This is a genomic window from Lentzea sp. NPDC003310 (genome assembly GCF_040610935.1).
Lineage (GTDB): Bacteria > Actinomycetota > Actinomycetes > Mycobacteriales > Pseudonocardiaceae > Lentzea.
In genome coordinates this window covers 161537-183986 of sequence record NZ_JBEXNC010000010.1, presented here as the reverse complement: position 1 = coordinate 183986, position 22450 = coordinate 161537, and the positions used below count along the sequence as shown (strand labels likewise).

Genomic DNA, 22450 nt, shown 5'->3' with positions numbered 1-22450 from the left:
TCGATTCAGTGACCCGTGTCGTGACGTTTCAGTTGTTGATCACAGAGGCCAGCTCAGCTCGCCCAGCGTGAGGTGCTGGACGTCGTGCGCGACCGTGACACCGAAGTCCGCGCGACGGGGTTCGCCCAGGTCACGCCACTGGGCGAGGGCGTCCTCCGCGATGTCCCACAGCCGGCGCGGGCCGCCCTGGTCGACGTGCGCGCGGCGGTGGTGCACCCAGGATCCGTCCGAATGGGCCAACCGGTTGGGCCCCGCGACGACGTCCGGCAGCGAGATGCCCGCGAAGAACTCGAACGGGCTCGCGGGGTCGACCACCGTGGCGAACGGGACGGTGGTGGCGCGGCGGTCGAACTCGCCCGCTCCGGCGAACGCGGGCGGCAGGGCGTGCGCGCGCAGCGGAATGAAGCGCCCGTCCTCGGGGAGCACGCGTCCTTCGCCCGTGCCGTCGCCGCCCGAGACGAGGCGGACCAGGCCCGCGCCGATCGGGCGGTGCAGCGTCGTGACGACGAGGCCACCCGGTCTCGTCTGCTCCAGCCACGCGGGCGGGATCGTCGCGACGGAGCAGGTGGCCAGCAAGCGGTCGTACGGGGCTCGGGCGGGGTGGCCGAGTGCGCCGTCACCCGTCACGCAGGTGGGGGAGAAACCGTTGGCGTGCAGGCGTTCGCGGGCTCGTGCCGAGATGTCGGGGTCGACGTCGATGGTCGTCACGTTGCCGGAACCCGTGACGTGGCACAGCAGAGCCGCGTTGTACCCCGTGCCGGTGCCGACCTCGAGCACCGACTGTCCGGAGTGGACCTCCAGTGCCTCCAGCATGATCGCCATGATCGTGGGCATGCTGGACGAGCACGTCGGTGTGCCGCCGGTCACCGTGTCGTCGCCGTCGAACTGGGTAACCCACACCCGGTCGGCGTAGACGAGCTCGAGCCAGCGCGGATCGCCCGCGGTGATCCGCTCCCAGTCGCCGTCGGCCAGCTGCCGGTAGAACCACGGCAGGAACCCGTGCCGCGGAACGGCCCGGAAAGCGTTGTGCCACTGGGAGTCGCGCAGCGCACCAGAGCCGAGCAGGTGGTCCGCCAGCTCGGCGCGCAGGGCTCCGGCGTCGTCCATGTCACCCCCACGGTATCCCTGTGGCGGAGCCCACGCAGCGATTGCTAGCAGAGTGCTTGCAACTGCTAGCACTCGTCGCTAACGTGGTTGGTGGCACGAGGAACGGGAGCGGGAAACAGTGGACAAGTCCATCGACAAAGCAGTCGCGGACCTCGGCCGCAACATCGGTGAGTACATCCGCGAGCAGCGCAACACCGCCAAGATCTCCTTGCGGGAGTTGGCGAAGCAGGCGGGTGTCTCCAACCCCTACCTCAGCCAGATCGAGCGGGGACTGCGCAAGCCCAGTGCGGAGATCCTGCAGCAGATCGCCAAGGGGCTGCGCATCTCGGCCGAAGTGCTCTACGTCGAGGCCGGGATCCTCCAGCAGCGCGAAGGCGGTGCGTTGGCGGACGCCATCGTCGCCGCGACCGATCTGACCGAGCGGCAGAAGCAGGTGCTGCTCGACGTCTACGAATCTTTCCGGCGGGAGAACACCGCCACACACCAGGAGGACTGATCTCCATGCCGAAGCTGACCCAGGACGACGTCCGCAAGGGTGCCGAGCAGGCCGCCCACGCCGCCCGCCAGGCGCTGCTCGCCGCGCTCGGCGCCGGTGACCTCGCCGCCAAGGCCGTGGTCGAGGCGCTGAACAAGGCCAAGGAGCGCGCCGACGAGGCCCGCACCCAGGCCGTCGACCTCCCGAACGAGCTCAAGGACCTGCGCGAGAAGCTGCAGCCGGCCGAGCTGAAGAAGCTGGTCGACGCCTACACCGCCTCCGCGGTGAACCTGTACACCTACCTCGCCGACCAGGGCGAGCAGACGCTGGAGCAGATCAAGGCCCAGCCGCAGGTCAAGCAGGCCGTGGAGCAGGTCGAGCAGGCCGTCGAGGCCGCGCAGAAGCGCGCCGAGTCCGCCGCCGCCGACGCCAAGGTGCTCGCCGACGACGTCCTCGGCAAGGTGACCCGCCGCACCCGTTCGGTCGGCGAGAAGGTCGCCAACGAGGTCGAGGACGCGGCCGAGAAGCTGGCCGAAGAGGTCGTCGAGGCCGGTGGCGAGGTCGCGCACGAGGTCCGCAGCACCGCCCGCAAGACCGCGAACCGCACGGCGCCGCGCAAGCCCGCGACGACCACCCGCACCACCGCGGCCGCGAAGAAGACCACAACGAACACCACCAAGTGAGTCGCTGAGAGGTCACCGGGAGGGGAGCAGTCCGAGAGGGCTGCTCCCCTCCCGGCTTTCGTGCACGTAGTCTGGGGAGGTGTTCGACATCCCGATCTTCAGCATCTGGTACCTCGACACCGTCGTGTACTTCGCGCTCGACCTGGTGTTCAGCGTGGTGGGGCTGTTCGCCTTCTTCCACGCGCTGACCCAGCGGGTGGACGCCTACACGGCGGCCGAGCGCATGACCAAGCCCGCCTGGCTGGGCATCACGGGCGGTGGGACGGCGGCGTTGCTGCTGTTCGGTCCCGGTGGTGTCGGGTCGATCTTCTGGCTGGCCGGCCTCATCGCGGTGCTCGTCTACATGGTGGACGTGCGCCCGAAGCTGATCGAGGTCCAGCGCGGCCCGCGCTGGTGATCACCCGTTCGCACGGCTCCGGCTCGCCGGTGACGCTGGTCGCCCACGGCCTCGGAGCCACACCCGGCGAGGCGCGCGTCCCGGCCTCCGGGCTGCCCGGCACCCGCGTCGTGGTGACCCTGCCGTCGCACGGGGAGGCCCCGGACGCTCCTGCCGGCTACTGGGACTACGGCCGGATCGCGGCCGACCTGGGCACCGTTCCCGCTGACCACGCGGTGGGCGTGTCCCTGGGTGCCGGCGCCCTCGTGCGGCTGCTGTCGACCGAGCCCGACCGGTTCTCCCGCGTGGCCCTGCTGCTGCCCGCCGTGCTGGACCAGCCGCGCGAGCCGTTCACGGTGCAGCAGCTCTCCGACCTGACCACCGGGCCGCCGGCCTACGTCGCCGAACGCCGCGCGGCGTTGGGGAGGCTCGCGGCGGCTGCCGAGCAGTTGCCCGGTCAGGTGGCCGTTCCCGACACGTCCGCGCTGGCCGCCGTGACGGCTCCGGTCCTGGTCATCGGTGCCGTGGGCGATCCGCTGCACCCCGAGGACGTGGCCAAGGCGACCGCGGCGGCGTTCCCGAACGGCGATTTGTGGCTGGTCGACTCGCCCGCGCCGATGATCACCCACCGGACCGAGATCCGGCATCGGTTGGTGTCGTTCTTCGCCGGGTAGCCGAAGTGCATGGCTGAACAGAAGAAGATCGCGTTCCTGGTCGCCGCGGAGGGCATCGAGCAGGTCGAGCTCACCGATCCGTGGGCGCACGTGGAGAAGGCGGGCGGCACACCGCGCCTGCTCGCGCCGGAGCTCGGCGAGGTGCAGGGGTTCAACCACCTGACGCCCGCCGACAAGTTCCCCGTCGACACGACCTACGCCGACGCGAGCGCGGACGACTACGACGGCGCGGTGATCCCCGGCGGCGTCGCCAACAGCGACTTCCTGCGCATGGAGAACGGCGCCGTGGAACTGGTGAAGGCCCTGGTCGCCGCGGGCAAGCCGGTCGCGGCGATCTGCCACGGGCCGTGGCTGCTGGTCGAGGCCGGGGTGGTCCGCGGCAAGATGCTGACCTCGTTCCCGAGCCTGCAGACCGACATCCGCAACGCGGGCGGCGACTGGGCCGACGAGGAGGTGCGGGTGTGCGACATGAACGGCTGGACGCTCGTGACGTCCCGCAACCCGGACGACCTGCCGGCGTTCAACCGCGAGGCCCTGAAGGCCTTCGGCCTGGGGTGACCACCGGGATCTGCAGCTCCCGGTGATCGTTTGCTAGGACAGCCGGGTCTCGGCGTAGACGGCCATCGCGTCGCGCGTCCACTCGGCCATGTTGCCGCCGCCGTCGACCTCGAAGTTGACCCGGAACTCGTCCGAGTCGACGTAGAGGTCGCCGAGTCCCTTGTAGGACTCCCGGTTGGGCGTCCAGCTCAGGCAGATCCAGCGGTAGTGGCGGTCGATCTGCTCCTGCGTCTCCGGAGCGTCGACCGCCGCGCCGGCGGTGTAGAGGCCACCGAGCTTTTCCGCGATGTCCTTCCACTCCGCCATGAACCGGTCCGCGTCCGCGCGGGTCCAACCCTGCATCTTCTTGCGGCTCTCGGCGATGTGCTCACGGGCACCCTCGCCGTACCGCTCGACGAGCTCGGCCTCGTGCCGTTCCTGCTTCTTCGCGTCGAAGCCGTCGAACAGCTCTTCCATCTTCACTTCGTCCCCTCCTTCCAGTTCGGCGATAGTGCGCGCGACGGTGCTCTCCAGGCGGTCCAGCCGCTGCCGTTCCTCGCGCAGCCACCGGTGGTGGTTGCGCAGGACCGTGAGCTGGTCCGTGCCGTTCAAGATCTCGCCGACCACGTCGAGGCCCAGGCCGAGGTCGCGCAGCAGCAGGATCTGCTGCAGGCGGTGGACCTGTTCCTTCTCGTAGTAGCGGTAACCGTTGTCGCCGATCCAGGCCGGCGGCAGCAGGCCGATCGAGTCGTAGTGCCGCAGCGTCCTGGACGTCACCTTGGACATCCGGGCCACCTGGGCGATCGACCAGGCCATCTCGGTTCTCCCCTCGCGCTGAGAACGAAGGTAAGGGTTGACGTTGCGTCAAGGTCAAACGCAGTTTGGCAGGATGGTCGGCGTGTGGACTATCGCTGGTTCGTTGGAACCCGTCCCTGTGCTGTCGCGCCTCGACCTCGTGCCCGAACCGGTCGCAGCTGCGCTGAAGACGCTGGACGGCGCCGACCGCGTCGCCGTCGCCGAGATCGACCCCACGCTCGCCGACACCGCCGAGTTCTGCGCCCACTACGGCTCGCCGCTGGAAGCCTCCGCGAACTGCGTCGTCGTGGCGGGCAAGCGGGGTGACCAGGTCCGGTACGCGGCCTGCATGGTGCTCGCCACCATGCGCGCCGACGTCAACGGCGTGATCCGCAAGCGGCTCGACGCGCGCAAGGCGTCGTTCGCGCCGATGGACGAGGCCGTGGCCCTGACCGGCATGGAGTACGGCGGCATCACGCCCGTCGGCGTGCCCGCGGACTGGCCGATCCTCGTCTCGCCCGAGGTCGCCGCCGCCCCCGAGCTGATCGTGGGCAGCGGCATCCGGGGCAGCAAGATCCTCATCCCCGGTGACGTCCTGATGAAGCTGACCGGGGCCGAGGTCCTGCCGGACCTAGCTCGTGTACTTGAGCAGTAGCTCGATCGCCTCGTCCACGTCGTCCGTGACGAGGATCCACTGCTCGGCCTCCCGGCCCTCCGCCAGCTTCTGCACGAGCGGGGCGGCCGGGACCTCCTCGGTCCAGAAGGTCCTGTCCAGGAAGATCATGGGCGCGGCCGGGCCGACGCTGCCGTAGTAGTTCTGCGTGAAGTCCTGGAAGACCTCCTGGACCGTGCCCGCCTTGCCCGGCGTGTAGACGATGCCGCCGGTCGCGACGGTCAGCAGGCCCTCCTCGCGGACCGAGTTCGCGAAGTACTTGGCGTGCAGCTCGCAGGCCGGGTTGGGCGGCTCGTGGCCGTAGAACCAGGTCGGGATGCCGATCGTGCGCGGGGTCTCGAAGCTCGGGAGCTCCGGGAACGCCGCGAGCCAGCGGCCGATCGACTCGTCGTCGTGGCCGAACGACGGCGCCTGCGCGATGGCCGCGAGGACGTCGTCGTCCACCTCGCCGAGCCGGACGCCGAGCGGCACGGCCTCCATCGCGCCTGGTCCGCCGCCGGTCAGGACGGTGAAGCCCGCCTTGCCCAGGGCGGCGCCCAGGGCGACGGCGCTGCGGTAGCCGGCGGAGCCGCGCGCCAGGGCGTGGCCGCCCATGACCGCGACCGGCGAGCCCGTCAGCGTCTCGTCGAGGGCCTCGGTGATCGAGTGGTCGTGCAGGCGCTCGGCCAGCGCGTGCAGGGCGTCCGGGTGGTGGCCCTGCTGCTTGCTGTGCCGGTAGATCGCCGCGTCCGGGGTGTCGGCGTACGACTTCGGGTCGGCCGGGTCGAAGCCCGCGAAGAGCTCGGCGGGCGTGTAGAGCGACGACCGGTACACGTCGTAGGGCAGGTCCGGGATCACCGGGAAGAGCAGCGCTCCGGCGGCCTCCGCACGGCGCTGCATGGTCTCGCTGAGGGTGCAGCCGAGCAGCAGCGCGCCGTCGAGGGGCACCCGGACGTCCTCGCGAGTGAGGTCCAGCCCGATGATGACGGCTTTGCGCAGGTCAGGTGCTGCCCGCAGCTGGTCGAGGTCGGTGATTTCGATCCGCACGGCAAAAAGACTATGCCTCGGTCGAACCAACGGGTCCCCGAATCCGAATGAGTTGGTGGGAACCCAGGTCCGCTCGCCCTCCCGACGAGCGGCCGCGGGCCGCGCTGCCCCGAGGAAAGGTTCCCCCTTGGCCACCGAACTGCTGACCGGATGCGCTGCCCGAGGCGCCCGAGTGGTAGACCCGCACCGCGTCGAGTACCTCGACTGCGGCGGGTACGGAGTCCCCCTGCTCGGCCACGCCCACCCGGCCGTCGTGCAGGCCGTCGTCGGCCAGGTGCGCCGGCCGTCGCTGCTGGACCGCCTGATGCTCGACCTGGTCACCCCCAACGGGCTCGACCACATCCACACCTTCGCCTCGGCCTCCGAAGCCGCCCAGTTCGCCGTGGCCCTCGCTCAGGCGAACGGCCGCCCCCGCGTCCTCACCACCGGCGACGTCCCGTACGGCGGCATCGACGCGCTGCGCTCCACCCTCGCCTCCGGCCCACCGGCGTGCGTGCTGGTGGAACCGGTCCGCGGCGCAGCGCCCCCGCCGACGGGCTACCTGAGCGCCGTCGCCGAGGTGTGCCGCGAGGCCGGTGCCCTGCTCGTCGTGGACGAGACCCGCTCCGGCCTCGGCCGCCTCGGCGTGTGGTGGGGCGTCGACCTCGACGGTGTGACGCCGGACATCATGCTGGTCGGCGAGGGCCTGTCCGGCGGCGTGCTGCCGATCGCCGCCGTGGTCGCCTCGGCCGAGGTCGAGGTGCCGCTGTGGCGCGGCCCCGAGACCGTGTCGCCCCTCGCGTCCGCCGCCGTCAACGCGTGCCTGCGCGTCCTCGCGTCCGAGGGGCTGGTCGAACGGGCCAAGCTGCTCGGCGACGAGCTCCTGTACGGCCTGCGGGCGGTGGTCGCGGGGAAGGCGCACGCGACCGGGCGCGGTCTGATGCTCGGCGTGGAGCTGCCGGACCAGCGGGCCGCCGACGTGTTCACCGGTGAGCTGCTGCGGCGGCGGGTGCTCGCCGACTTCCGCGGCCGGACGGTCAGCTTCACGCCGCCCGCGGTGCTGTCGGCGGAGGACGCGGGGTGGCTGGTGGAGGCGGTGGGGATGGCCGCGAACAAGCTCTGAGAATTGTCTGGTTGGCACCGCGCACCCCCTGCCATGATCACGGCCCTGGGGGTGCGTGGTGCGAATCGTGCTGATCTTGGGTCTGCTGCTGTCGTTGTCCGGGTGCTTCGGTGGGGGCAGGACCGCCGACCAGCTCACTGAGCTGGGCGAGCAGATCGTCGACCACTGGGAGGAACGTCCCGAGGTCGACGACGCCGACTACGAGTTCAGCCAGGGCCTCGCGCCGGACGCGTACTACCTGCGCCTGGAGGTGACGCTGAAGGCGGAGGCGGTCACCGACCAGGTCGTGGACGAGATCGTCGAGATCGGCGAACGCGACTGCTGGCTCGGTCCCTGGGACACCTACTACCCGACCTACGTGGTCCGCAGCACCGACGGCAGGGAGCTCCGGTCGGGCACCTACTACCTGCCCCCGGAGTTGGAGCAGAAGTGGGGACCGCGCAAGCCGCAGGTGCTCCCGACCTAGAAGATCACCGTCTGGTTGCCGTGCACCAGCACGCGGTCCTCCAGGTGCCACCGCAACCCGCGCGCCAGCACCACCTTCTCGATGTCCCGCCCCTTGCGCACCATGTCCGCCACCGAGTCGCCGTGGTGCACCCGCATCACGTCCTGCTCGATGATCGGCCCGGCGTCGAGGTCGGCCGTCACGTAGTGGCACGTCGCGCCGACGAGCTTCACGCCGCGCCGGTGCGCCTGGTGGTACGGGCGGGCGCCGATGAACGACGGCAGGAAGCTGTGGTGGATGTTGATCGTGCGGCCGCTCCACGCCGCGCACAGCTCCGGCGGCAGGATCTGCATGAACCGGGCCAGCACCACGGCGTGCGGGTCGTGCTTCTCGACGAGCAGCCGCAGCTGCGCGAACGCCGCCTGCTTGCCCTCGGGGTCGTTGACCGGGAACGGCACGTGGTGGAACGGGATGCCGTGCGCGCGCGTGATGTCGCCGAGCTCCGGGTGGTTGCCGATGACGGCGGAGACCTCGACGTCCAGCTCGCCGGTGGCGACGCGGGCCAGCAGGTCGTACAGGCAGTGGCCCTCCTTCGACACGAGGATCACCACGCGCTTGCGCGAGCCGGTGTCGGTGACCGTCCACGTCGACTGGGCGCCCAGACCCGCGGCCACGTCGGCGAAGCGGGTGCGCAGTTCGTCCACGCCGAACGGCAGGGAGTCCGCGCGGACCTCCTGGCGCGTGAAGAACCAGCCCGTCTCCGGGTCCGTGTGGTACGCGGCCTCGACGATCCAGCCGCCGTGCTCCGCGAGGAACGACGAGATCCTCGCGATGATGCCGGTGCGGTCCGGGCAGCCGAAGGTGATCACATAGCGACGCTCAGGCGATGACACGCCGCAGAAGTATTCACGGCCTGGGCAGCCCGGCCAACAGCGACTCGTCTCCCGTCACGATCGCGTGGTTCGGCCGGGCGTAGAACGCGCGGTAGAGCGAGTCCGCGGTGCCCGCCAGGGTGGCGTCCTCGTCGAAGGCCGAGTCCTGCGGGGCCGTGACGACGAGGGGTTCGCCCGCCGTCAGTTCGAGCTGCCAGGTGCGGCCCGCGTCGGCGGCGTGCACCAGCAGCCTGCCGGTGGCGGTGACGTGGTAGCCGAGTTCGAACCGCCGAGCCACCATCGTGTGGAGGTACTCGTCGATCCCGTCCGCCGCGAACTCGGGGTCGAACGCCAGCGGTGGCAGCTCGTGACCGGTCGCGAGATCGGCGTCCAGGCGGTGGATCGACGTCTCGTGCGCCTGCCTGCGCGACCAGAAACCGGCGACCTGCGGGCCGTGGAACGTCCATGCGGGACGGTCGACCGGCACCTCGCGCAGCCGGTCGAGGAGAGTGGCGTGACCCTTGTCCCAGAAGGAGAACGCGTCATCGAAGTCCTGTGGCGCCTGGGGCCAGGCGGGCCGGCCGTCCTCCGGTGCGGTCACGACGGCCTGGGCCGCCCACGTGTGCACCTCGGCGATGTGCCGCACGAGGTCGAGCACCGTCCACTTGGGACACGTGGGAACGGGCGCCTCCGGACCTGCCTGGAGAGCGGCCGAACGCATCGACGAAGCCTGGGTCTCGATCTGCGCGACGAAGTCCACGTGATCCACCCTAGGGCGCGACGGCCGCCCATTCGAGCGTGATTTCGCCGAGCCGCCACCGCTTCCGGTCGTCCAGCACCGGCCAGCCGCGCTCCACCAGCAGCCGCACCGACTCCACCCACCGCGCCCGCGGCCCGAACGGGGCGAACGGCGCCGCGGTCGCCCAGCAGGCGTCGAGCTCGGCCAGCAGGGCGTGCACGCGCTCGCCCGGCACGTTCTTGTGGATCAACGCCTTCGGCAGCCGCTCGGCCACGTCGGATGGCACCTCGATGCCGGACGGCTTCACGGCCAGCGTGAACGTCCGCGGACCCTCGGACGAGAGCGTCACCCACGTGCACCGGCGGCCGATCTCGTCGCACGTGCCCTCGACGACCAGGCCGCCGGGCGCCATCCGGGACAGCATCGTGTCCCACGCCTCGAACGCCTGCTCCTCGGTGTACTGGCGCAGCACGTTGAACGCGCGCAGCAGCACCGGCCGCGCACCGGCCAGCTCGAAGCCGCCCCGCCGGAAGTCGAGGAACGGTGGATCCGACACGGCCTTGCCCGCGTCCACCCGGTCCTGGTCGATCTCCAGCCCGAGCACGCGCACGTCGGGGCGGACGACCCGCAGGCGCGCGGCCATCTCGACGGTGGTCACTGGCGTGGCGCCGTACCCGAGGTCGACCACGAGCGGGTCGGGTGCGTCCCTCAGGAACGAGGCGAGCGTCCCGGCCATCCACCGGTCGACCCGGCGCAGGCGGTTCGGGTTGGTCGTGCCGCGCGTCGGCAGGCCGAGCGCACGGGCCCGGCCGGCCGCTAGCCGCGGTTTGCGAGCCATTCGGACGTGAACTCGCTCTCCTTGTCGAGCAGGACGGCGACCTGCTCCTCGATCAGCTTCTCGATCTTGCCGCCGAGGAACGGGATGCTGACCTTGACCTCCCCCGAGAGGGTGAGCTTCGAGCCGGATCCGTTGTCCAGAACGGTGAACGAGCCCTCCAGGCGGCCCGGCACGCCGTTGACCAGCACCTCGACCGTGCCGGCACCCGCGGCCCACGTCTCCGTGCGGTTGATCACGAGGTCGCCGCCGAGCGCCGCCTTCACCGCGGACGGCACGTGCTCCGCGGGCACACCCTGCTTGAGCTGGTACGACGTGCGCTCGTCGGTCTTGTCGAACGTCACCAGGGTGGCGCCGGGGCCACCGATCGCGGCCAGCCGGTCGCGCAGGTAGGTCTCGTCGACCATCGCGCCGAAGACCTTCTCCGCCGAGTGGGGTGACGTGGTGTGGTGCTCGATGCGGCGTGCCATGTCGCGGAGGCTACCGTTGACGTCTGTGACCACCACGCAGTCCGTACCTCTGGCCGAGCGCACCACGCTCCGACTCGGTGGCCCGGCCGCGCGGTTCGTCCACGCCACGACCGCCGCTGAGCTGGTCGAAGCCGTGCGAACAGCCGACGCCGCAGCCGACGAGAAGGTCCTCGTGCTCGGCGGCGGGTCCAACCTCGTGATCTCCGACGGCGGCTTCGACGGCACGGTCGTGCACGTCGCCACCAAGGGCTTCCGGCTCGACCCGCTGGGCGGCGGCATCGTCCAGTTCACCGTCGAGGCGGGCGAGGAGTGGGACGCGGTCGTCGCCGAGGCGGTCGCGCAGGGCCTCGGCGGCCTCGAGTGCCTCTCCGGCATCCCCGGCCTCAACGGCGCCACGCCCGTGCAGAACGTGGGTGCGTACGGCGTCGAGATCTCCCAGGTGCTGCAGTCGGTCGATCTGCTGGACCGCCGCAGCGGCAAGGTGCACCAGGTGCCCGCCGCGAAGCTCGGCCTCGCCTACCGCACCAGCACGTTGAAGAACACGGACAACGCGGTCGTGCTGCGCACCCGGTTCTCGCTGACCGCGGGCGGCATGTCCGCGCCCATCCGCTACGGCGAGCTGGCGCGCGTCCTCGGCGTGGCGCAGGGTGACCGCGTGCCCGCCGACGAGGCCCGCAAGGCCGTGCTGGAACTGCGCCGCGGCAAGGGCATGGTGCTCGACCCCGCCGACCACGACACGTGGAGCGCCGGCTCGTTCTTCACGAACCCGATCATCGACGACTCGACGTTCTCGGGCGTGCTGATCCGCATCGCCGAACGCCTCGGCGCGGACGTCGACGTGCCGAGCTACCCGGCGGGCCACGGGCAGAAGAAGCTCTCCGCCGCCTGGCTGATCGAACGCGCGGGCTTCCGCAAGGGCCACCAGGGCCCCGGCGGCCGGGTCTCGTTGTCCGGCAAGCACACGCTGGCGCTGACGAACCGCGGCGGCGCGTCGACCGAGGACCTGCTCGACCTGGCGCGCGAGGTGCGCGACGGCGTGCGGGCGGCGTTCGGCGTGGAACTGCACCCGGAACCGGTCTTCGTGGGCGTTCAGATCTAGGTCTGTTCGAGTGACTCTATGTGACCAACCGCTACCAGGCGTGTTTCATTGAGGTAGATGGGATACGGAGGTCGCTATGAGCTACCTCGACGAGAACGCGCGCGAGGTCATCAGGCCGATCAAGCGCATGGTCGAAGACGAGTTCCTGGCCCGCCCCGGCGTCATCGGAGTCGACATCGGCGAGAAGGTCACCGCGGGACGCCCGACCGGCAAGGCCGCGATCGTGGTCTACGTGTGCGCCAAGGGACCCGAGCAGCCGCAGCAGATCCCGGTCGAGGTCGGCGGCGTGCCGACCGACGTGGTGGCCGAGTCGATCGTGCTGCACCGCGCCAGGATCATCCGCTCCGAGGACGAGCACCCCGTTGCGGCGGAACGGCACCCGGTGCTGCGCGGCGGCATCGGCATCGGGCCCGCGCGGTCGTTCCGGGTCGTGCCGCCGGAGGTGCCGAAGGCGGGCGAGTTCGTGATCGCCGGCACGCTCGGGGCGTTCGCGGTCACGCGCGACGAGCAGCGGAAGGTGCTGGGGCTCACCACGTTCCACGTCGGCTGCGTCGACGACTCGTGGTCGGTCGGCGACGAGTTCGTGCACCCGTCCAGAGTGGACGGTGGGGTGCCCGGCGCCGACCAGGTCGCCGTGCTGGACCGCGCGGCGCTCGCGGGTTCGGTGGCGGCGGCGGGGCTGCGGATGGGTGAACGGCCGTTCCGCGCGGAGGTGCTCGACGTCGGCGCGGTCCGCGGCAGCACGCCGGCGGTGGTCGGCTCGACCGTGCGCAAACGCGGCCGCACCACCGGACTCACCCACGGCGTGATCGAGTCGGTGGACGCGACGCTGCGGCTCGACTTCGGCGGGGGCATCGGCGTGCGGACCCTGCGCGACCAGATCCGCGTGCACTCGGCCGAGCGGTTCGGCGACCACGGGGACAGCGGCGCGGTGCTGGTCGACGCGGACAACCTCGTCGTCGGCCTGTACGTCGCCGGATCGGGCTCGACCGGTTTTGCGAACCCGATCGAGCCCGTCCTGCGTCAGCTGGACGTGGACCTGCTCACACCCGGTGTGCCCGCGTCGCGGAGGCCTGGGCCCGCGGCTTGAGCACGATCGTGTCGAGGTTCACGTGCGACGGCCGGGTGACGGCGAACGCGATCACGTCCGCCACGTCGTCCGCGACGAGCGGCGTGATGCCCTCGTAGACCTTGGCCGCGCGCTCGGTGTCGCCGCCGAAGCGGTTCGCCGAGAAGTCCGTCTCGACCATGCCCGGCTGGATCTCGGTGATCCGCACCGGCTGGCCCAGGAGCTCCCCGCGCAACGTCCGGTGCAGCGCCGACTGCGCGTGCTTCGCGCTCGTGTAGCCCGAGCCGTTGTCGTAGGCCTCGAACGCCGCGATGGACGTCACGGAGACGACGTGCCCGTCCCCGGACGCGATCAGCTTCGGGATGAACGCCTTGGTCACCAGCAGCGTGCCGAGGACGTTCGCCTCCCACATCCAGCGCCACTCGTCCGCGACGCCCTCGGCCACGGTCGAGAGCCCGCGGGCACCACCCGCGTTGTTCACGAGGACGTTGCACTGGGGTACCCGGTCCGCGAAGGCGGCGACGGAGGCCTCGTCGGTGACGTCCAACTCGATGGCCGTCCCCTCGATCTCCTTCGCGATAACGTGGAGGAGGTCCAGACGACGTGCGCCGAGCACGACGTGGAAGCCCTCGGCGGCCAACCGCCGCGCGGTGGCCTCGCCGATGCCCGCGCTAGCTCCGGTCACAACTGCGACAGGTCGATTCACGACCTCGATCGTAGGCCGCCGAATGGGGTGTGACCGACGTCACTCACACCGCGCCGGGGTGCTGGACGTCCACCATGGTGGGAGGTCGAAACCGTGAAGAGAACACTTGTCGCGCTGGTCGCCGGACTGACGCTGCTGACCGGCTGCTCGAGTGTCGAGGCGGGCTCACCCAAACCGGACAGCTCGCTGCCGTCCGCGAAGGTCACCCTGTCCCCGGTCGACGGCACCAAGGACGTGCAGGTCACGTCCCCGGTCCAGGTCACCGTGGTGGACGGCAAGATCGAGTCCGTCGCGCTGAAGTCGCCCGAGGGCAAGGACGTCAAGGGCACCCTCACCGAGGACAGGTCGGGTTGGACGACGGCCGAGCCGCTGGGCTACGGCAAGACGTACAACTACTCCGGCAAGGTCGTCGGCACCGACGGCAAGCCCGTCGACCTCAAGGGCTCGTTCACCACCGTCGCGCCCGGCTCGCAGACCCGCGCGACGCTCTGGCCGAGCGACAACCAGACCGTCGGCGTCGCGGCGCCGATCATGGTCAAGTTCGAGGCGCCGGTCCAGGACAAGGCGACCGTCGAGAAGGCGTTGAAGGTCACGAACTCGGCGAACGTGCAGGGCTCGTGGGCCTGGCTGAGCGACCAGGAAGTGCACTACCGGCCGGAGAAGTACTGGCCCGCCAACACCACGATCAAGGTCGAGGCGAAGCTCTACGGCGTGAACTACGGCGGCGGCGCGTTCGGCAAGGCCGACGTGACCAGCGACTTCACCGTCGGCCGCAACCAGGTCGTGAAGATCGACAACCCGACGCACCGGCTCAAGGTGTTCCGCGACGGCCAGCAGGTCGCCGACTACCCGGCGTCGTTCGGCAAGGACGCGGACCCGGAGCTCACCACGCCGAACGGCACGTTCGTGGTCATGTCGAAGAACGACACGTTCTCGTTCGACAACCCGCGCTACGGCTACACCAACGTCGTGAAGAAGTGGGCCGTCCGGTTCTCGAACCACGGCGAGTTCATCCACGAGAACAACGACAACGCGGCGAACATCGGCACGAACAACACCTCGCACGGCTGCGCGAACCTGCTCGAAGCCGACGCGAAGGCGTACTACGACTCGGCGCTGGTCGGTGACCCGGTCGAGGTGACCGGCTCGATCACGACGCTGCCGGCCCAGTTCGACTGGTACGACTGGCAGCTCTCGTGGGACCAGTGGAAGGCGAAGTCCGCCATCAAGTAGTCCCGGCGGGAATTCGTCCCCCGACCAGGTCGTTCGCATTGGTGTGCATCTGACACACGTGGCGGCGGCCGGCGGGGGACGACTGGCCGTACGTGAATCAGGTCCGGCCGACGCGCCACCGGTGGTGCTGCTGCACGGCTGGGCGCAGACGGGCGCGGTCTGGGACCTGCCCGGCTTCCACACCTGCGCCGTCGACCTGCGCGGACACGGCGAGTCCGACGACTTCGGCGACTACCGCGACAGCGCCCGGTGGGCCGCGGACCTGAAGGCCGTCCTCGACCACACCGGCCCCGCGACCGTCGTCGGGTGGTCCTACGGCGGGCTCGTGATCACCGACTACCTGCGCTCGCACGGCACCGCCGGCATCACCGCGCTGGTGTTCGTGAGCGCCATCACCGAGATCGGCCGCGGTCGCCCGGGAGGCGAGATCGGGCGGGTCATGCGCGACGCGCTGCCCGCCGCCATCACCGACGACGCCGTCCTGGCCGCCTTCCAGCGGGACATGGCACCCGTCCTGCCTGCTGAGACGGTCGCGCAGCTCACTGCCGCCGCGACCTCGGTCAGTCCTAAGGTGCGAGGTGAGCTGTTCCGCAGGGACGTGGGCAGCGCCGACGTGCTGAAGGCCGTAGACGTGCCGACCCTGGTCGTGCACGGAACTCAAGACGAGGTGGTCGCCCCTGCCGCCGCCGAGTACTCCGCCGCCCTGATCCCCGGAGCCGAGTTGAGCCTCTACCCCGACACCGCGCACGTGCCCTTCCTGGAGCGGCCCGCGCGGTTCGCCGCCGACCTCCTGCGAGTCGCCCGATGAAGCGCGTCGCGGTGCTCTCAGTGCACACCTCGCCGCTCGAACAGCCGGGGACGGGTGACGCGGGCGGGATGAACGTCTACATCGTGCAGACGGCCACTCGGATGGCTCAGCGGGGCGTCGAGGTGGAGATCTTCACGCGCGCCACGTCGTCGGAGCTGCCGCCGGTGGTCGAGCTGGCGCCGGGCGTGCGCGTGCGCAACGTCGCCGCAGGGCCGTTCGAGGGGCTCGGCAAGGAGGAGCTACCGGGGCAGCTCTGCGCGTTCACGGCGGGCGTCCTGCGCGCCGAGGCCCGGCACGAGCCCGGCTACTACGACGCGATCCACTCGCACTACTGGCTGTCCGGGCAGGTGGGCTGGCTCGCGCGGGAACGGTGGGGCGTGCCGCTCGTCTACACCGCCCACACGCTCGCCAAGGTGAAGAACCTGGCGCTGGCCGACGGGGACGCGCCGGAGCCGCGGATGCGGGTGATCGGCGAGGAGCAGGTCGTCGTCGAGTCGGACCGGCTCGTGGCGAACACCGACATCGAGGCCGGCGAACTGATCAAGCTCTACGACGCGGAGCCGTCCAAGGTGGCCGTCGTGCCGCCCGGCGTGGACCTCGACCGCTTCACGCCGGGGGACCAGCGCGCGGCCCGGCAGGCGCTCGGCCTCCCGCTGGACGCGACCGTGCTGGCGTTCGTGGGCCGGATCCAGCCGTTGAAGGCGCCGGACGTGCTGCTGCGCGCGGCCGCCGAGATGCTCGTGCGCGATCCGGGGCTGCGGTCGCGGCTGGTCGTGCTGGTCGTGGGCGGGCCGTCGGGCTCGGGCACCGAACGGCCGAAGGCGCTGGAGGAGCTGGCCGCGCAGCTGCAGATCACGGACGTCGTGCGGTTCCTGCCGCCGCAGCCGGGTCCCGCGCTGGCCGAGGTCTACCGGGCCGCCGACCTGGTCGCGGTGCCGAGCTACAACGAGTCGTTCGGGCTGGTGGCGCTGGAGGCCCAGGCCTGCGGGACGCCCGTGGTCGCGGCGGCGGTCGGCGGGTTGCCGGTGGCGGTCAACGACGGGGTGTCCGGGGTGCTCGTGCACGGGCACGAGGCCGGCGCGTGGGCCTCGGCGTTCGGCGACGTCGCGCTGCCGCAGCGGGAGCACCTGGCGAGCAACGCCGTCGGCCATGCGCGACGCTTCTCGTGGGACCGCACGACTGACGCCCTGCTGGCGGGGTATCAAGAGGCGGCAGAAGTGTTCCGCCGGGAGGTTTTCGCTTGAGCATCGACAGCGTCATCAAGGAGTTCCTCGACGAACGGGAGCTGAAGTACGACCGGCGCGAGCCGGGCAAGTTCTTCGTGACGCTGCCGGGCACCAAGAAGCTGCAGACCAACGTGTGGCTGGTCGAGACCGCGCACGCGCTGGTCGTCGAGGCCTTCGTGTGCCGGCGGCCGGACCAGTCGTTCGAGGACGTGTACCGGTTCCTGCTGCGGCGCAACGCACGGCTGTACGGCGTGCACTACACGGTCGACGCCGAGGGTGACATCTACCTGGTCGGACGGGTCGGCAAGCACGCCGTGACCGCGGACGAGCTGGACCGCGTGCTCGGGCAGGTGCTGGAGGCGGCGGACGGCGACTTCAACCCGTTGCTCGAGATCGGGTTCGCCGACGCGATCCGGCGGGAGTGGGCGTGGCGGGTGTCGCGCGGCGAGTCGCTCGCGAACCTGGCGGCGTTCCAACATCTCGTTTCGGAGTAGCCGCCGACTCGTTTCGGCGTAGTCGGCAACTCGGGGCGCGCCCAGGCCCGTCAATGAGTCATGCGCAGACCAGGGGTGTGGGTGGGAGTCGCGTTGCTGGCCCTAGCAACAACCGGGTGCGGCAGCAGCATGAGCAGCAGCAGTGGTGGGGCGAAGGACGCCGCCGCTCCACCGCAGGCGGCCCAGCAGAAGGCGCCGCAACAGGAGAACAACGCCGGGCAGGCCGTGCAGGCGGTCGAGCAGCAGGAGCGCCAGTTGGTGCGCACGGCGACCGTCGACCTGCGCAGTGACGACGTGCTGAAGGCGATCGGCCAGGTCAAGGACCGGGCGGCGGCCGTCGGCGGGTTCGCGGGCGAGGAGAACTCGACCAAGAACTCGGGGTCCGTGACCGTGCGGGTGCCGTCGGCCGAGCTGGACAAGGTCGTGCGGGACCTGACGGGTGTGGGTGAGGTCACCCGCAGCGAGGTGCGCAGCGAGGACGTCACCGACCAGCTGGTGGACGTCGAGGCGCGGATCGCGACGCAGCGGGCGAGCGTCGAGCGGCTGCGCGTGCTGTTCGAGCGCGCCGGGTCGACGTCCGAGGTCGCGCAGGTCGAGCAGGAGCTGACCAAGCGGCAGGCGGAGCTCGAGTCGATGCAGCGGCGCAGCGCGTCGTTGAAGGGCCAGGTCGCGATGGCGACGCTGACCGTGCGGGTCGCGACCGTGCCGATCGCGGCGCCGGAGCCGGAGAAGGTCGGGTTCCTCGGTGCGCTGGCCGGTGGCTGGGACGCGCTCGTGGCGGTCGTCGGCGTGATCCTGATCGGCGTCGGCGCGATGCTGCCGTTCCTGGTGGCGCTCGGCGTGCCCGCGTTCGCGGTGGTCTACCTGCTCCGTCGCCGGCGGCGCGTCACCCGAATGAACGAGGCTGCCTGATCAAGTTCTACTGACAGTGTGCCTTTGATGATGCGCGGAACGGCTCGGGAGAGAGGGGGAGTCGCATCGAGCCGTCCCGCGTCAAAGGTCCCCGCTGCAGTGGATCCGTGGACGGGGGGAGCCTGCGGATCCGTTAGCGGGCCACGCGATTCGACGGGGGATGACGAACCGCGCATGTGCCTCGCGCTCGTCGAGTAAGCGTGGGAGCCGACTCGCGGAGGCGGTATCAACTTCTCAGATACGTCCTTGCGATCACAAGTGCTTGTATTACTCCATTCGAGTGTATTTAGCCGCGCAAAGTAACGCATCTGTAGCGATCGAGCGGTCCTTGACCAGCCCAGTGGGCTGGATCACGATGAGCCCACAGGCTGGGTGTACAGCGATGTACAGCGATGTGAATGAGGTCGCCGCATGGTCTTTCGCAGTCCGTATCCCGATGTCGAGATCCCCGATGTGTCGCTGCACCAGCTGTTGTTCGGCGACATCGCCGACCGGGTCGACCGGGTTGCGCTGATCGACGGCATGTCCGGCGCGACGCTCACGTACGGCCAGCTGGCCGGGGCGATCGACCGGATGGCCGCCGCCCTCGCGGCGCGAGGCATCGGCAAGGGTGATGTCGTCGGCATCCTCAGCCCGAACACGCCGTACTACGCCGTCGTGTTCCACGGCATCCTGCGCGCGGGCGCCACGGCGACCACGATCAACGCGCTCTACACGCCCGACGAGGTCGCGCACCAGCTGCACGACGCGGGCGCGAAGATGCTGTTCACGGTGTCCGTCCTGCTCCCGAACGCCGCGCCCGGCGCCGCGAAGGCGGGCGTGACCGACGTCGTCGTGCTGGACGGCGCCGAGGGCTACCCGTCGCTGCCGGAGCTGCTGAACAACTCGCACCCGGTGCCCGAGGTGGAGATCAACCCGTCCGAGGACCTGGCGGTGCTGCCGTACTCGTCCGGCACGACCGCGCTGCCCAAGGGCGTCATGCTGACGCACCGCAATCTCGTGGCGAATCTCGTGCAGTGCGGGCCAATTCTTTCGGATGTCGGCGCGCACACGCGAATTCTTGCGGTTCTGCCGTTCTTCCACATCTACGGCATGCAGGTCCTGATGAACAACGGCCTGTACATCGGCGGCGTGGTCGTGACGTTGCCGAAGTTCGAACTGCCGGAGTTCTTGAGGGTCATCGCCGAACACAAGACCGACCGCGTCTACATCGCACCGCCGGTCGCGGTGGCGCTGGCGAAGCACCCGATCGTCGACAACTACGACCTCTCCGCGCTGCACACCCTGTTCTCGGGCGCCGCCCCGCTGGACGAGGACCTCGCCGCCGCCGTCCGCAAGCGCATCGGCTGCCGCGTCGTGCAGGGCTACGGCATGACGGAGATGTCGCCCGTCAGCCACGCCATCCCGGACGGCCGCGACGACATCTCGGTCGGCACGGTCGGCGTGATCATCCCGAACCTCGAGTGCCGCCTGGTCGACCCGGCCACCGGCGAGGACGTCGGCGTCGGCGACCGCGGCGAACTCTGGTGCAAGGGCCCGAACATCATGAAGGGCTACCTGAACAACGCCGACGCCACGGCCGCCACCATCGACGACGACGGCTGGCTGCACACCGGCGACGTGGCCGTGATCGACGCGGACGGCATCGTCTCGATCGTCGACCGGGTCAAGGAACTGATCAAGTACAAGGGCTACCAGGTCCCGCCGGCCGAGCTCGAGGCCGTGCTGCTGACGCACGAGGAGATCGCCGACGCGGCGGTCATCGGCGTGAAGGACGAGGACGGCGAGGAGGTCCCGAAGGCGTTCGTCGTGCGCCAGCCGGGGTCGAGCGTGGACGGGGACGCCGTCATGGCGTTCGTGGCCTCGCACGTGGCGCCGCACAAGAAGGTGCGCGTGGTGGAGTTCATCGAGGCGATCCCGAAGTCGGCGGCGGGCAAGATCCTGCGCAAGGACCTCAGGGCGCGCGAACAGGCCTGAGCGACGACGGCTGACGTCCCCGGCAACCGCGGTTGCCGGGGACGTTTCTCGTGAGCGGCCCGGTAACTCCGCTGATCTGCGCCACTCTTCGTAATCGCACTACGCCGTGAGGAGTAGTCGAGTGGGTGGTGCGGACGGCGCCATCGCTGCGACAGACTCGCCATTGGTTCAGGACGGGGGCTCGACAAAATCCTGGCTATGGGGGAAGGACTTTCGCAGTCATGAAGACAAGTGTGTTCATATTTGCCTTGATCATGGGCTTGCTGTCGGCCGAGTTGCCGGCCACCGCCGCACCGGCGGACCAGACCACCGCCGCGCTGGCGCCGTGCGTCGACGCCGCGAAGAGGTCGGGGGCCGCCGCGTGGACGTGCACCGCGGCCGGTCTCACCGTCGAGGTGGACGGTGTCCGGGCGTTCACGCCGATCGCGCCGGCCGTGCCCGCTCGCGTCGAGGAGGCGCGAGTGCTCGACGACTACGACGGCTGGTGTGAGAACGGGAGCGTCTGCCACCGCGTCATCAACGACTACATCGCGGAGACGAAGGGCAATGCCGCCTACGGCAACCAGGAAGGCGTCATCGGCACGTTCGACGTGGTCCTGCGCACCGTGCTCAACGGCCGCCAGGCCCAGTGGCGGGTCGCGCTGATCCGCGACAGCGGACCGCTGCTGCAGTTCACCAGCGTGCAGGTGACCTGCTGGGAGGAGGTGAACCTGCTGCCCGACAACAGTTGTGGCGTGCACGGAGCAGGGGCGCCGACGGTCCAGGGCAGGTGGGACAGCAACACGCTCTACGGCAACAAGCTCGCCAGTTCCAACGAGTACTACGGCGCGGTGAACGGTGAGTTCACGCCCGCCGGGCATCCGGGTTTCACGATGGGCACGCTCGAAGGCGAGTACTTCAACTGCTACGGCGAAGACAACTGCTACTACGCGTGACCGAATCGAACTCTCCGTGAACTGACCTGTACCGTCCTGGACCAACCGAGTTCGATCGGAGAACGACATGTGGGAGCAGGTGCGCGAGGTTCCCGGTGACGCGACGACGTCGCGACTGGAACTCGACGGTGTTGCCTACGACCGGGTACCGGACAGCGGCTGGACCATGCTCGTGGCGTGGCTCGCCGGCCCCGAGCACCTCGTGCGCCTGCCTGACGACGAGCAACACCTCATCCGAGTGGCCACGGCAGCCGGCGCCGGCACCGAGCCGCGCACGCCGGCCGACCAGGAGGTCATCGACGACGGCATCGACGAGTACCTCGCGGACGCGCACGTGCCGGGCCCGCCGCGCGGATACCGTTGGTACCAGAGGCTTCCGCAGGGCTACGACGACCTCGAAAAGGCTTACCGACGCATCAACGCGCACCTGCGCGAGTCGGATCCCGGTGGCGCGGCGGTGCGTCCCGGCCAGCTCGCGCCGCTGGTCGCCGTCGCCGTGGCCGACCTCTACCCACGCTGAGCCAGCAACGACGCTTCGAGGGTGCCGGCCAGCCAGTCGTGGTAGCGATCGGCCGGCCAGCCCAGCACCTGATGCACGTGCGGCGACAACATCGTGGTCAGCACGTCCGCCACCGCCGCCGCGTCGAACCCGTCCCGCACCTCCCCGGTCGCCACCAGCGCCTCCGCGAGCGCCAGGCAGTTCGCCCGCATCGCCCGCTCGCCCTCGTCCGAGATCCGCCGCATGTCCGCGTCGGCCCCGGCGGACTCGATCCCGGCCATGATCAACGCACCCGCGCGCTCCTGCACGACCGCGTTGCGCCGCACCAGTTCGCCGAGCAGGTCACGCGCCGACGGCGTCGCCAGCACCTCCTCGAACTCCGGGCGGTCCCGCATCGCCACCGGTTCCTCGTCGCCGGCGATGGCCACGTTCAGCGCGTCCTGGAAGATCTCGACCTTGTTCCGGTAGTGCGTGTAGACGGTCCGCTCGGACACGCCCGCCTCCGCCGCGATCCTGCGGATCGACGTCGCCACGAACCCGTCGCGCGTGAACAGCCGGTGTCCCGCCTCCCGCACCAGCAGGCGCGTTTGGAGGGCCGCCTGCTCCCGCAGCGGTGAGCTGTACGCGCGCTTGACTTCGTCGTTCATCGAGCGCAGTCTAGCTGTATTCGTTGCACGGTGTCT

General features: G+C 70.3%; 27 protein-coding genes. 18 read left to right on the top strand and 9 right to left on the bottom strand.

All coding sequences use genetic code 11. The annotated features are described in order from the left end of the window. Positions 1 to 39 precede the first annotated feature (39 nt). Entirely contained in the window at positions 40 to 1107 is a 1068-nt protein-coding gene (locus ABZX02_RS22065) for a methyltransferase domain-containing protein (RefSeq protein WP_355300435.1), read from the bottom strand. Between the two features lie 118 nt (positions 1108 to 1225). Between ABZX02_RS22065 and ABZX02_RS22060 the strand changes: the two genes are divergently transcribed. The 5 genes from ABZX02_RS22060 to ABZX02_RS22040 all read left to right on the top strand — a co-directional run bounded on the left by ABZX02_RS22060 (position 1226) and on the right by ABZX02_RS22040 (position 3873). Then, the gene (locus ABZX02_RS22060; protein WP_355300434.1) at positions 1226 to 1603 is read left to right on the top strand and encodes a helix-turn-helix transcriptional regulator; all 378 of its coding nucleotides are present in this window, start codon (positions 1226 to 1228) and stop codon (positions 1601 to 1603) included. 5 nt (positions 1604 to 1608) lie between these two features. Further along, positions 1609 to 2265, top strand: a complete 657-nt coding sequence (locus ABZX02_RS22055) for a hypothetical protein (RefSeq protein ID WP_355300433.1) — start codon at positions 1609 to 1611, stop codon at positions 2263 to 2265. 103 nt (positions 2266 to 2368) lie between these two features. Continuing rightward, complete coding sequence (locus tag ABZX02_RS22050) at positions 2369 to 2662, top strand: DUF2516 family protein (RefSeq protein ID WP_355300613.1); 294 nt, start codon at positions 2369 to 2371, stop codon at positions 2660 to 2662. After that, positions 2659 to 3315, top strand: a complete 657-nt coding sequence (locus ABZX02_RS22045) for an alpha/beta hydrolase (RefSeq protein ID WP_355300432.1) — start codon at positions 2659 to 2661, stop codon at positions 3313 to 3315. The genes ABZX02_RS22050 and ABZX02_RS22045 overlap by 4 nt, the downstream gene beginning before the upstream one ends. A gap of 9 nt (positions 3316 to 3324) precedes the next feature. Beyond that, a complete protein-coding gene (locus ABZX02_RS22040) occupies positions 3325 to 3873 on the top strand; it encodes a type 1 glutamine amidotransferase domain-containing protein (RefSeq protein ID WP_355300431.1) in 549 nt (182 codons plus the stop codon). A gap of 33 nt (positions 3874 to 3906) precedes the next feature. Here ABZX02_RS22040 and ABZX02_RS22035 read toward each other — a convergent pair whose 3' ends face one another. Then, positions 3907 to 4668: a MerR family transcriptional regulator gene (locus tag ABZX02_RS22035; RefSeq protein ID WP_355300430.1), complete on the bottom strand. Its 762-nt coding sequence runs from the start codon at positions 4666 to 4668 to the stop codon at positions 3907 to 3909. Positions 4669 to 4741: 73 nt separating this feature from the next. On the opposite strand from ABZX02_RS22035, the gene ABZX02_RS22030 reads away from it, so the two are divergent. After that, positions 4742 to 5302, top strand: a complete 561-nt coding sequence (locus ABZX02_RS22030; RefSeq protein WP_355300429.1) for a YbaK/EbsC family protein — start codon at positions 4742 to 4744, stop codon at positions 5300 to 5302. Here ABZX02_RS22030 and ABZX02_RS22025 read toward each other — a convergent pair. Next, positions 5279 to 6346 carry a hypothetical protein gene (locus ABZX02_RS22025; RefSeq protein ID WP_355300428.1) on the bottom strand — a complete coding sequence of 356 codons (1068 nt, stop codon included), beginning with the start codon at positions 6344 to 6346 and terminating at the stop codon, positions 5279 to 5281. The genes ABZX02_RS22030 and ABZX02_RS22025 overlap by 24 nt on opposite strands. 127 nt (positions 6347 to 6473) lie before the next feature. Between ABZX02_RS22025 and ABZX02_RS22020 the strand changes: the two genes are divergently transcribed. Next, positions 6474 to 7448: an aminotransferase class III-fold pyridoxal phosphate-dependent enzyme gene (locus ABZX02_RS22020; RefSeq protein WP_355300427.1), complete on the top strand. Its 975-nt coding sequence runs from the start codon at positions 6474 to 6476 to the stop codon at positions 7446 to 7448. 67 nt (positions 7449 to 7515) lie between these two features. Next, positions 7516 to 7914, top strand: a complete 399-nt coding sequence (locus ABZX02_RS22015) for a hypothetical protein (RefSeq protein WP_355300426.1) — start codon at positions 7516 to 7518, stop codon at positions 7912 to 7914. On the opposite strand, the gene purU is transcribed toward ABZX02_RS22015, so the two are convergent. Genes purU through ABZX02_RS21995 form a run of 4 tightly spaced genes read right to left on the bottom strand, consistent with a single transcriptional unit; the run spans position 7911 to position 10809 of the window. Further along, positions 7911 to 8762 (bottom strand): formyltetrahydrofolate deformylase, encoded by an 852-nt coding sequence (purU, locus tag ABZX02_RS22010; protein ID WP_355300425.1) that lies wholly within the window; start codon positions 8760 to 8762, stop codon positions 7911 to 7913. The genes ABZX02_RS22015 and purU overlap by 4 nt on opposite strands. A 37-nt stretch (positions 8763 to 8799) precedes the next feature. After that, a complete protein-coding gene (locus ABZX02_RS22005) occupies positions 8800 to 9525 on the bottom strand; it encodes a maleylpyruvate isomerase N-terminal domain-containing protein (RefSeq protein WP_355300424.1) in 726 nt (241 codons plus the stop codon). Positions 9526 to 9535: 10 nt separating this feature from the next. Beyond that, a complete protein-coding gene (locus ABZX02_RS22000; protein ID WP_355300423.1) occupies positions 9536 to 10342 on the bottom strand; it encodes a class I SAM-dependent methyltransferase in 807 nt (268 codons plus the stop codon). Next, a complete protein-coding gene (locus ABZX02_RS21995; protein WP_355300422.1) occupies positions 10321 to 10809 on the bottom strand; it encodes a DUF2505 domain-containing protein in 489 nt (162 codons plus the stop codon). Before ABZX02_RS21995 ends, ABZX02_RS22000 begins: the two co-directional genes overlap by 22 nt. On the opposite strand from ABZX02_RS21995, the gene ABZX02_RS21990 reads away from it, so the two are divergent. Both ABZX02_RS21990 and ABZX02_RS21985 read left to right on the top strand, forming a co-directional pair. After that, a complete protein-coding gene (locus tag ABZX02_RS21990; protein WP_355300421.1) occupies positions 10808 to 11908 on the top strand; it encodes a UDP-N-acetylmuramate dehydrogenase in 1101 nt (366 codons plus the stop codon). The genes ABZX02_RS21995 and ABZX02_RS21990 overlap by 2 nt on opposite strands. Positions 11909 to 11984: 76 nt before the next feature. Further along, positions 11985 to 12998, top strand: coding sequence for a hypothetical protein (locus ABZX02_RS21985; protein WP_355300420.1), 1014 nt, complete (start codon positions 11985 to 11987; stop codon positions 12996 to 12998). Here the strand turns inward: ABZX02_RS21985 and ABZX02_RS21980 are convergent. Beyond that, positions 12952 to 13683: an SDR family NAD(P)-dependent oxidoreductase gene (locus ABZX02_RS21980; protein WP_355300419.1), complete on the bottom strand. Its 732-nt coding sequence runs from the start codon at positions 13681 to 13683 to the stop codon at positions 12952 to 12954. The two genes, ABZX02_RS21985 and ABZX02_RS21980, sit on opposite strands and share 47 nt — an antisense overlap. Before the next feature lie 93 nt (positions 13684 to 13776). On the opposite strand from ABZX02_RS21980, the gene ABZX02_RS21975 reads away from it, so the two are divergent. The 8 genes from ABZX02_RS21975 to ABZX02_RS21940 all read left to right on the top strand — a co-directional run bounded on the left by ABZX02_RS21975 (position 13777) and on the right by ABZX02_RS21940 (position 21788). After that, the gene (locus tag ABZX02_RS21975) at positions 13777 to 14916 is read left to right on the top strand and encodes an Ig-like domain-containing protein (RefSeq protein WP_355300418.1); all 1140 of its coding nucleotides are present in this window, start codon (positions 13777 to 13779) and stop codon (positions 14914 to 14916) included. 43 nt (positions 14917 to 14959) lie between these two features. Continuing rightward, positions 14960 to 15724, top strand: a complete 765-nt coding sequence (locus tag ABZX02_RS21970) for an alpha/beta hydrolase (RefSeq protein ID WP_355300417.1) — start codon at positions 14960 to 14962, stop codon at positions 15722 to 15724. Then, entirely contained in the window at positions 15721 to 16968 is a 1248-nt protein-coding gene (gene mshA / locus ABZX02_RS21965) for a D-inositol-3-phosphate glycosyltransferase (protein ID WP_355300416.1), read from the top strand. Before ABZX02_RS21970 ends, mshA begins: the two co-directional genes overlap by 4 nt. After that, the gene (locus ABZX02_RS21960) at positions 16965 to 17444 is read left to right on the top strand and encodes a YbjN domain-containing protein (protein WP_355300415.1); all 480 of its coding nucleotides are present in this window, start codon (positions 16965 to 16967) and stop codon (positions 17442 to 17444) included. Before mshA ends, ABZX02_RS21960 begins: the two co-directional genes overlap by 4 nt. Before the next feature lie 129 nt (positions 17445 to 17573). After that, positions 17574 to 18356, top strand: coding sequence for a DUF4349 domain-containing protein (locus tag ABZX02_RS21955; protein ID WP_355300414.1), 783 nt, complete (start codon positions 17574 to 17576; stop codon positions 18354 to 18356). Between the two features lie 411 nt (positions 18357 to 18767). After that, entirely contained in the window at positions 18768 to 20333 is a 1566-nt protein-coding gene (locus ABZX02_RS21950) for a 4-coumarate--CoA ligase family protein (protein ID WP_355300413.1), read from the top strand. 254 nt (positions 20334 to 20587) lie between these two features. Then, entirely contained in the window at positions 20588 to 21268 is a 681-nt protein-coding gene (locus ABZX02_RS21945) for a hypothetical protein (RefSeq protein WP_355300412.1), read from the top strand. A gap of 67 nt (positions 21269 to 21335) precedes the next feature. Next, positions 21336 to 21788 (top strand): DUF5956 family protein, encoded by a 453-nt coding sequence (locus ABZX02_RS21940; protein WP_355300411.1) that lies wholly within the window; start codon positions 21336 to 21338, stop codon positions 21786 to 21788. Here ABZX02_RS21940 and ABZX02_RS21935 read toward each other — a convergent pair. Then, the gene (locus ABZX02_RS21935) at positions 21776 to 22414 is read right to left on the bottom strand and encodes a helix-turn-helix domain-containing protein (RefSeq protein ID WP_355300410.1); all 639 of its coding nucleotides are present in this window, start codon (positions 22412 to 22414) and stop codon (positions 21776 to 21778) included. The genes ABZX02_RS21940 and ABZX02_RS21935 overlap by 13 nt on opposite strands. Positions 22415 to 22450 lie beyond the last annotated feature (36 nt).

Coding starts and splice junctions, on each gene's coding strand:
- ABZX02_RS22065 (WP_355300435.1), bottom strand. CDS start 1,107: ATGGACGACGCCGGAGCCCTGCGCGCCGAGCTGGCGGACCACCTGCTC.
- ABZX02_RS22055 (WP_355300433.1), top strand. CDS start 1,609: ATGCCGAAGCTGACCCAGGACGACGTCCGCAAGGGTGCCGAGCAGGCC.
- ABZX02_RS22040 (WP_355300431.1), top strand. CDS start 3,325: ATGGCTGAACAGAAGAAGATCGCGTTCCTGGTCGCCGCGGAGGGCATC.
- ABZX02_RS22035 (WP_355300430.1), bottom strand. CDS start 4,668: ATGGCCTGGTCGATCGCCCAGGTGGCCCGGATGTCCAAGGTGACGTCC.
- ABZX02_RS22030 (WP_355300429.1), top strand. CDS start 4,742: ATGGTCGGCGTGTGGACTATCGCTGGTTCGTTGGAACCCGTCCCTGTG.
- ABZX02_RS22000 (WP_355300423.1), bottom strand. CDS start 10,342: ATGGCTCGCAAACCGCGGCTAGCGGCCGGCCGGGCCCGTGCGCTCGGC.
- ABZX02_RS21990 (WP_355300421.1), top strand. CDS start 10,808: ATGTCGCGGAGGCTACCGTTGACGTCTGTGACCACCACGCAGTCCGTA.
- ABZX02_RS21995 (WP_355300422.1), bottom strand. CDS start 10,809: ATGGCACGCCGCATCGAGCACCACACCACGTCACCCCACTCGGCGGAG.
- ABZX02_RS21985 (WP_355300420.1), top strand. CDS start 11,985: ATGAGCTACCTCGACGAGAACGCGCGCGAGGTCATCAGGCCGATCAAG.
- mshA (WP_355300416.1), top strand. CDS start 15,721: ATGAAGCGCGTCGCGGTGCTCTCAGTGCACACCTCGCCGCTCGAACAG.
- ABZX02_RS21955 (WP_355300414.1), top strand. CDS start 17,574: ATGAGCAGCAGCAGTGGTGGGGCGAAGGACGCCGCCGCTCCACCGCAG.
- ABZX02_RS21950 (WP_355300413.1), top strand. CDS start 18,768: ATGGTCTTTCGCAGTCCGTATCCCGATGTCGAGATCCCCGATGTGTCG.
- ABZX02_RS21945 (WP_355300412.1), top strand. CDS start 20,588: ATGGGCTTGCTGTCGGCCGAGTTGCCGGCCACCGCCGCACCGGCGGAC.
- ABZX02_RS21940 (WP_355300411.1), top strand. CDS start 21,336: ATGTGGGAGCAGGTGCGCGAGGTTCCCGGTGACGCGACGACGTCGCGA.
- ABZX02_RS21935 (WP_355300410.1), bottom strand. CDS start 22,414: ATGAACGACGAAGTCAAGCGCGCGTACAGCTCACCGCTGCGGGAGCAG.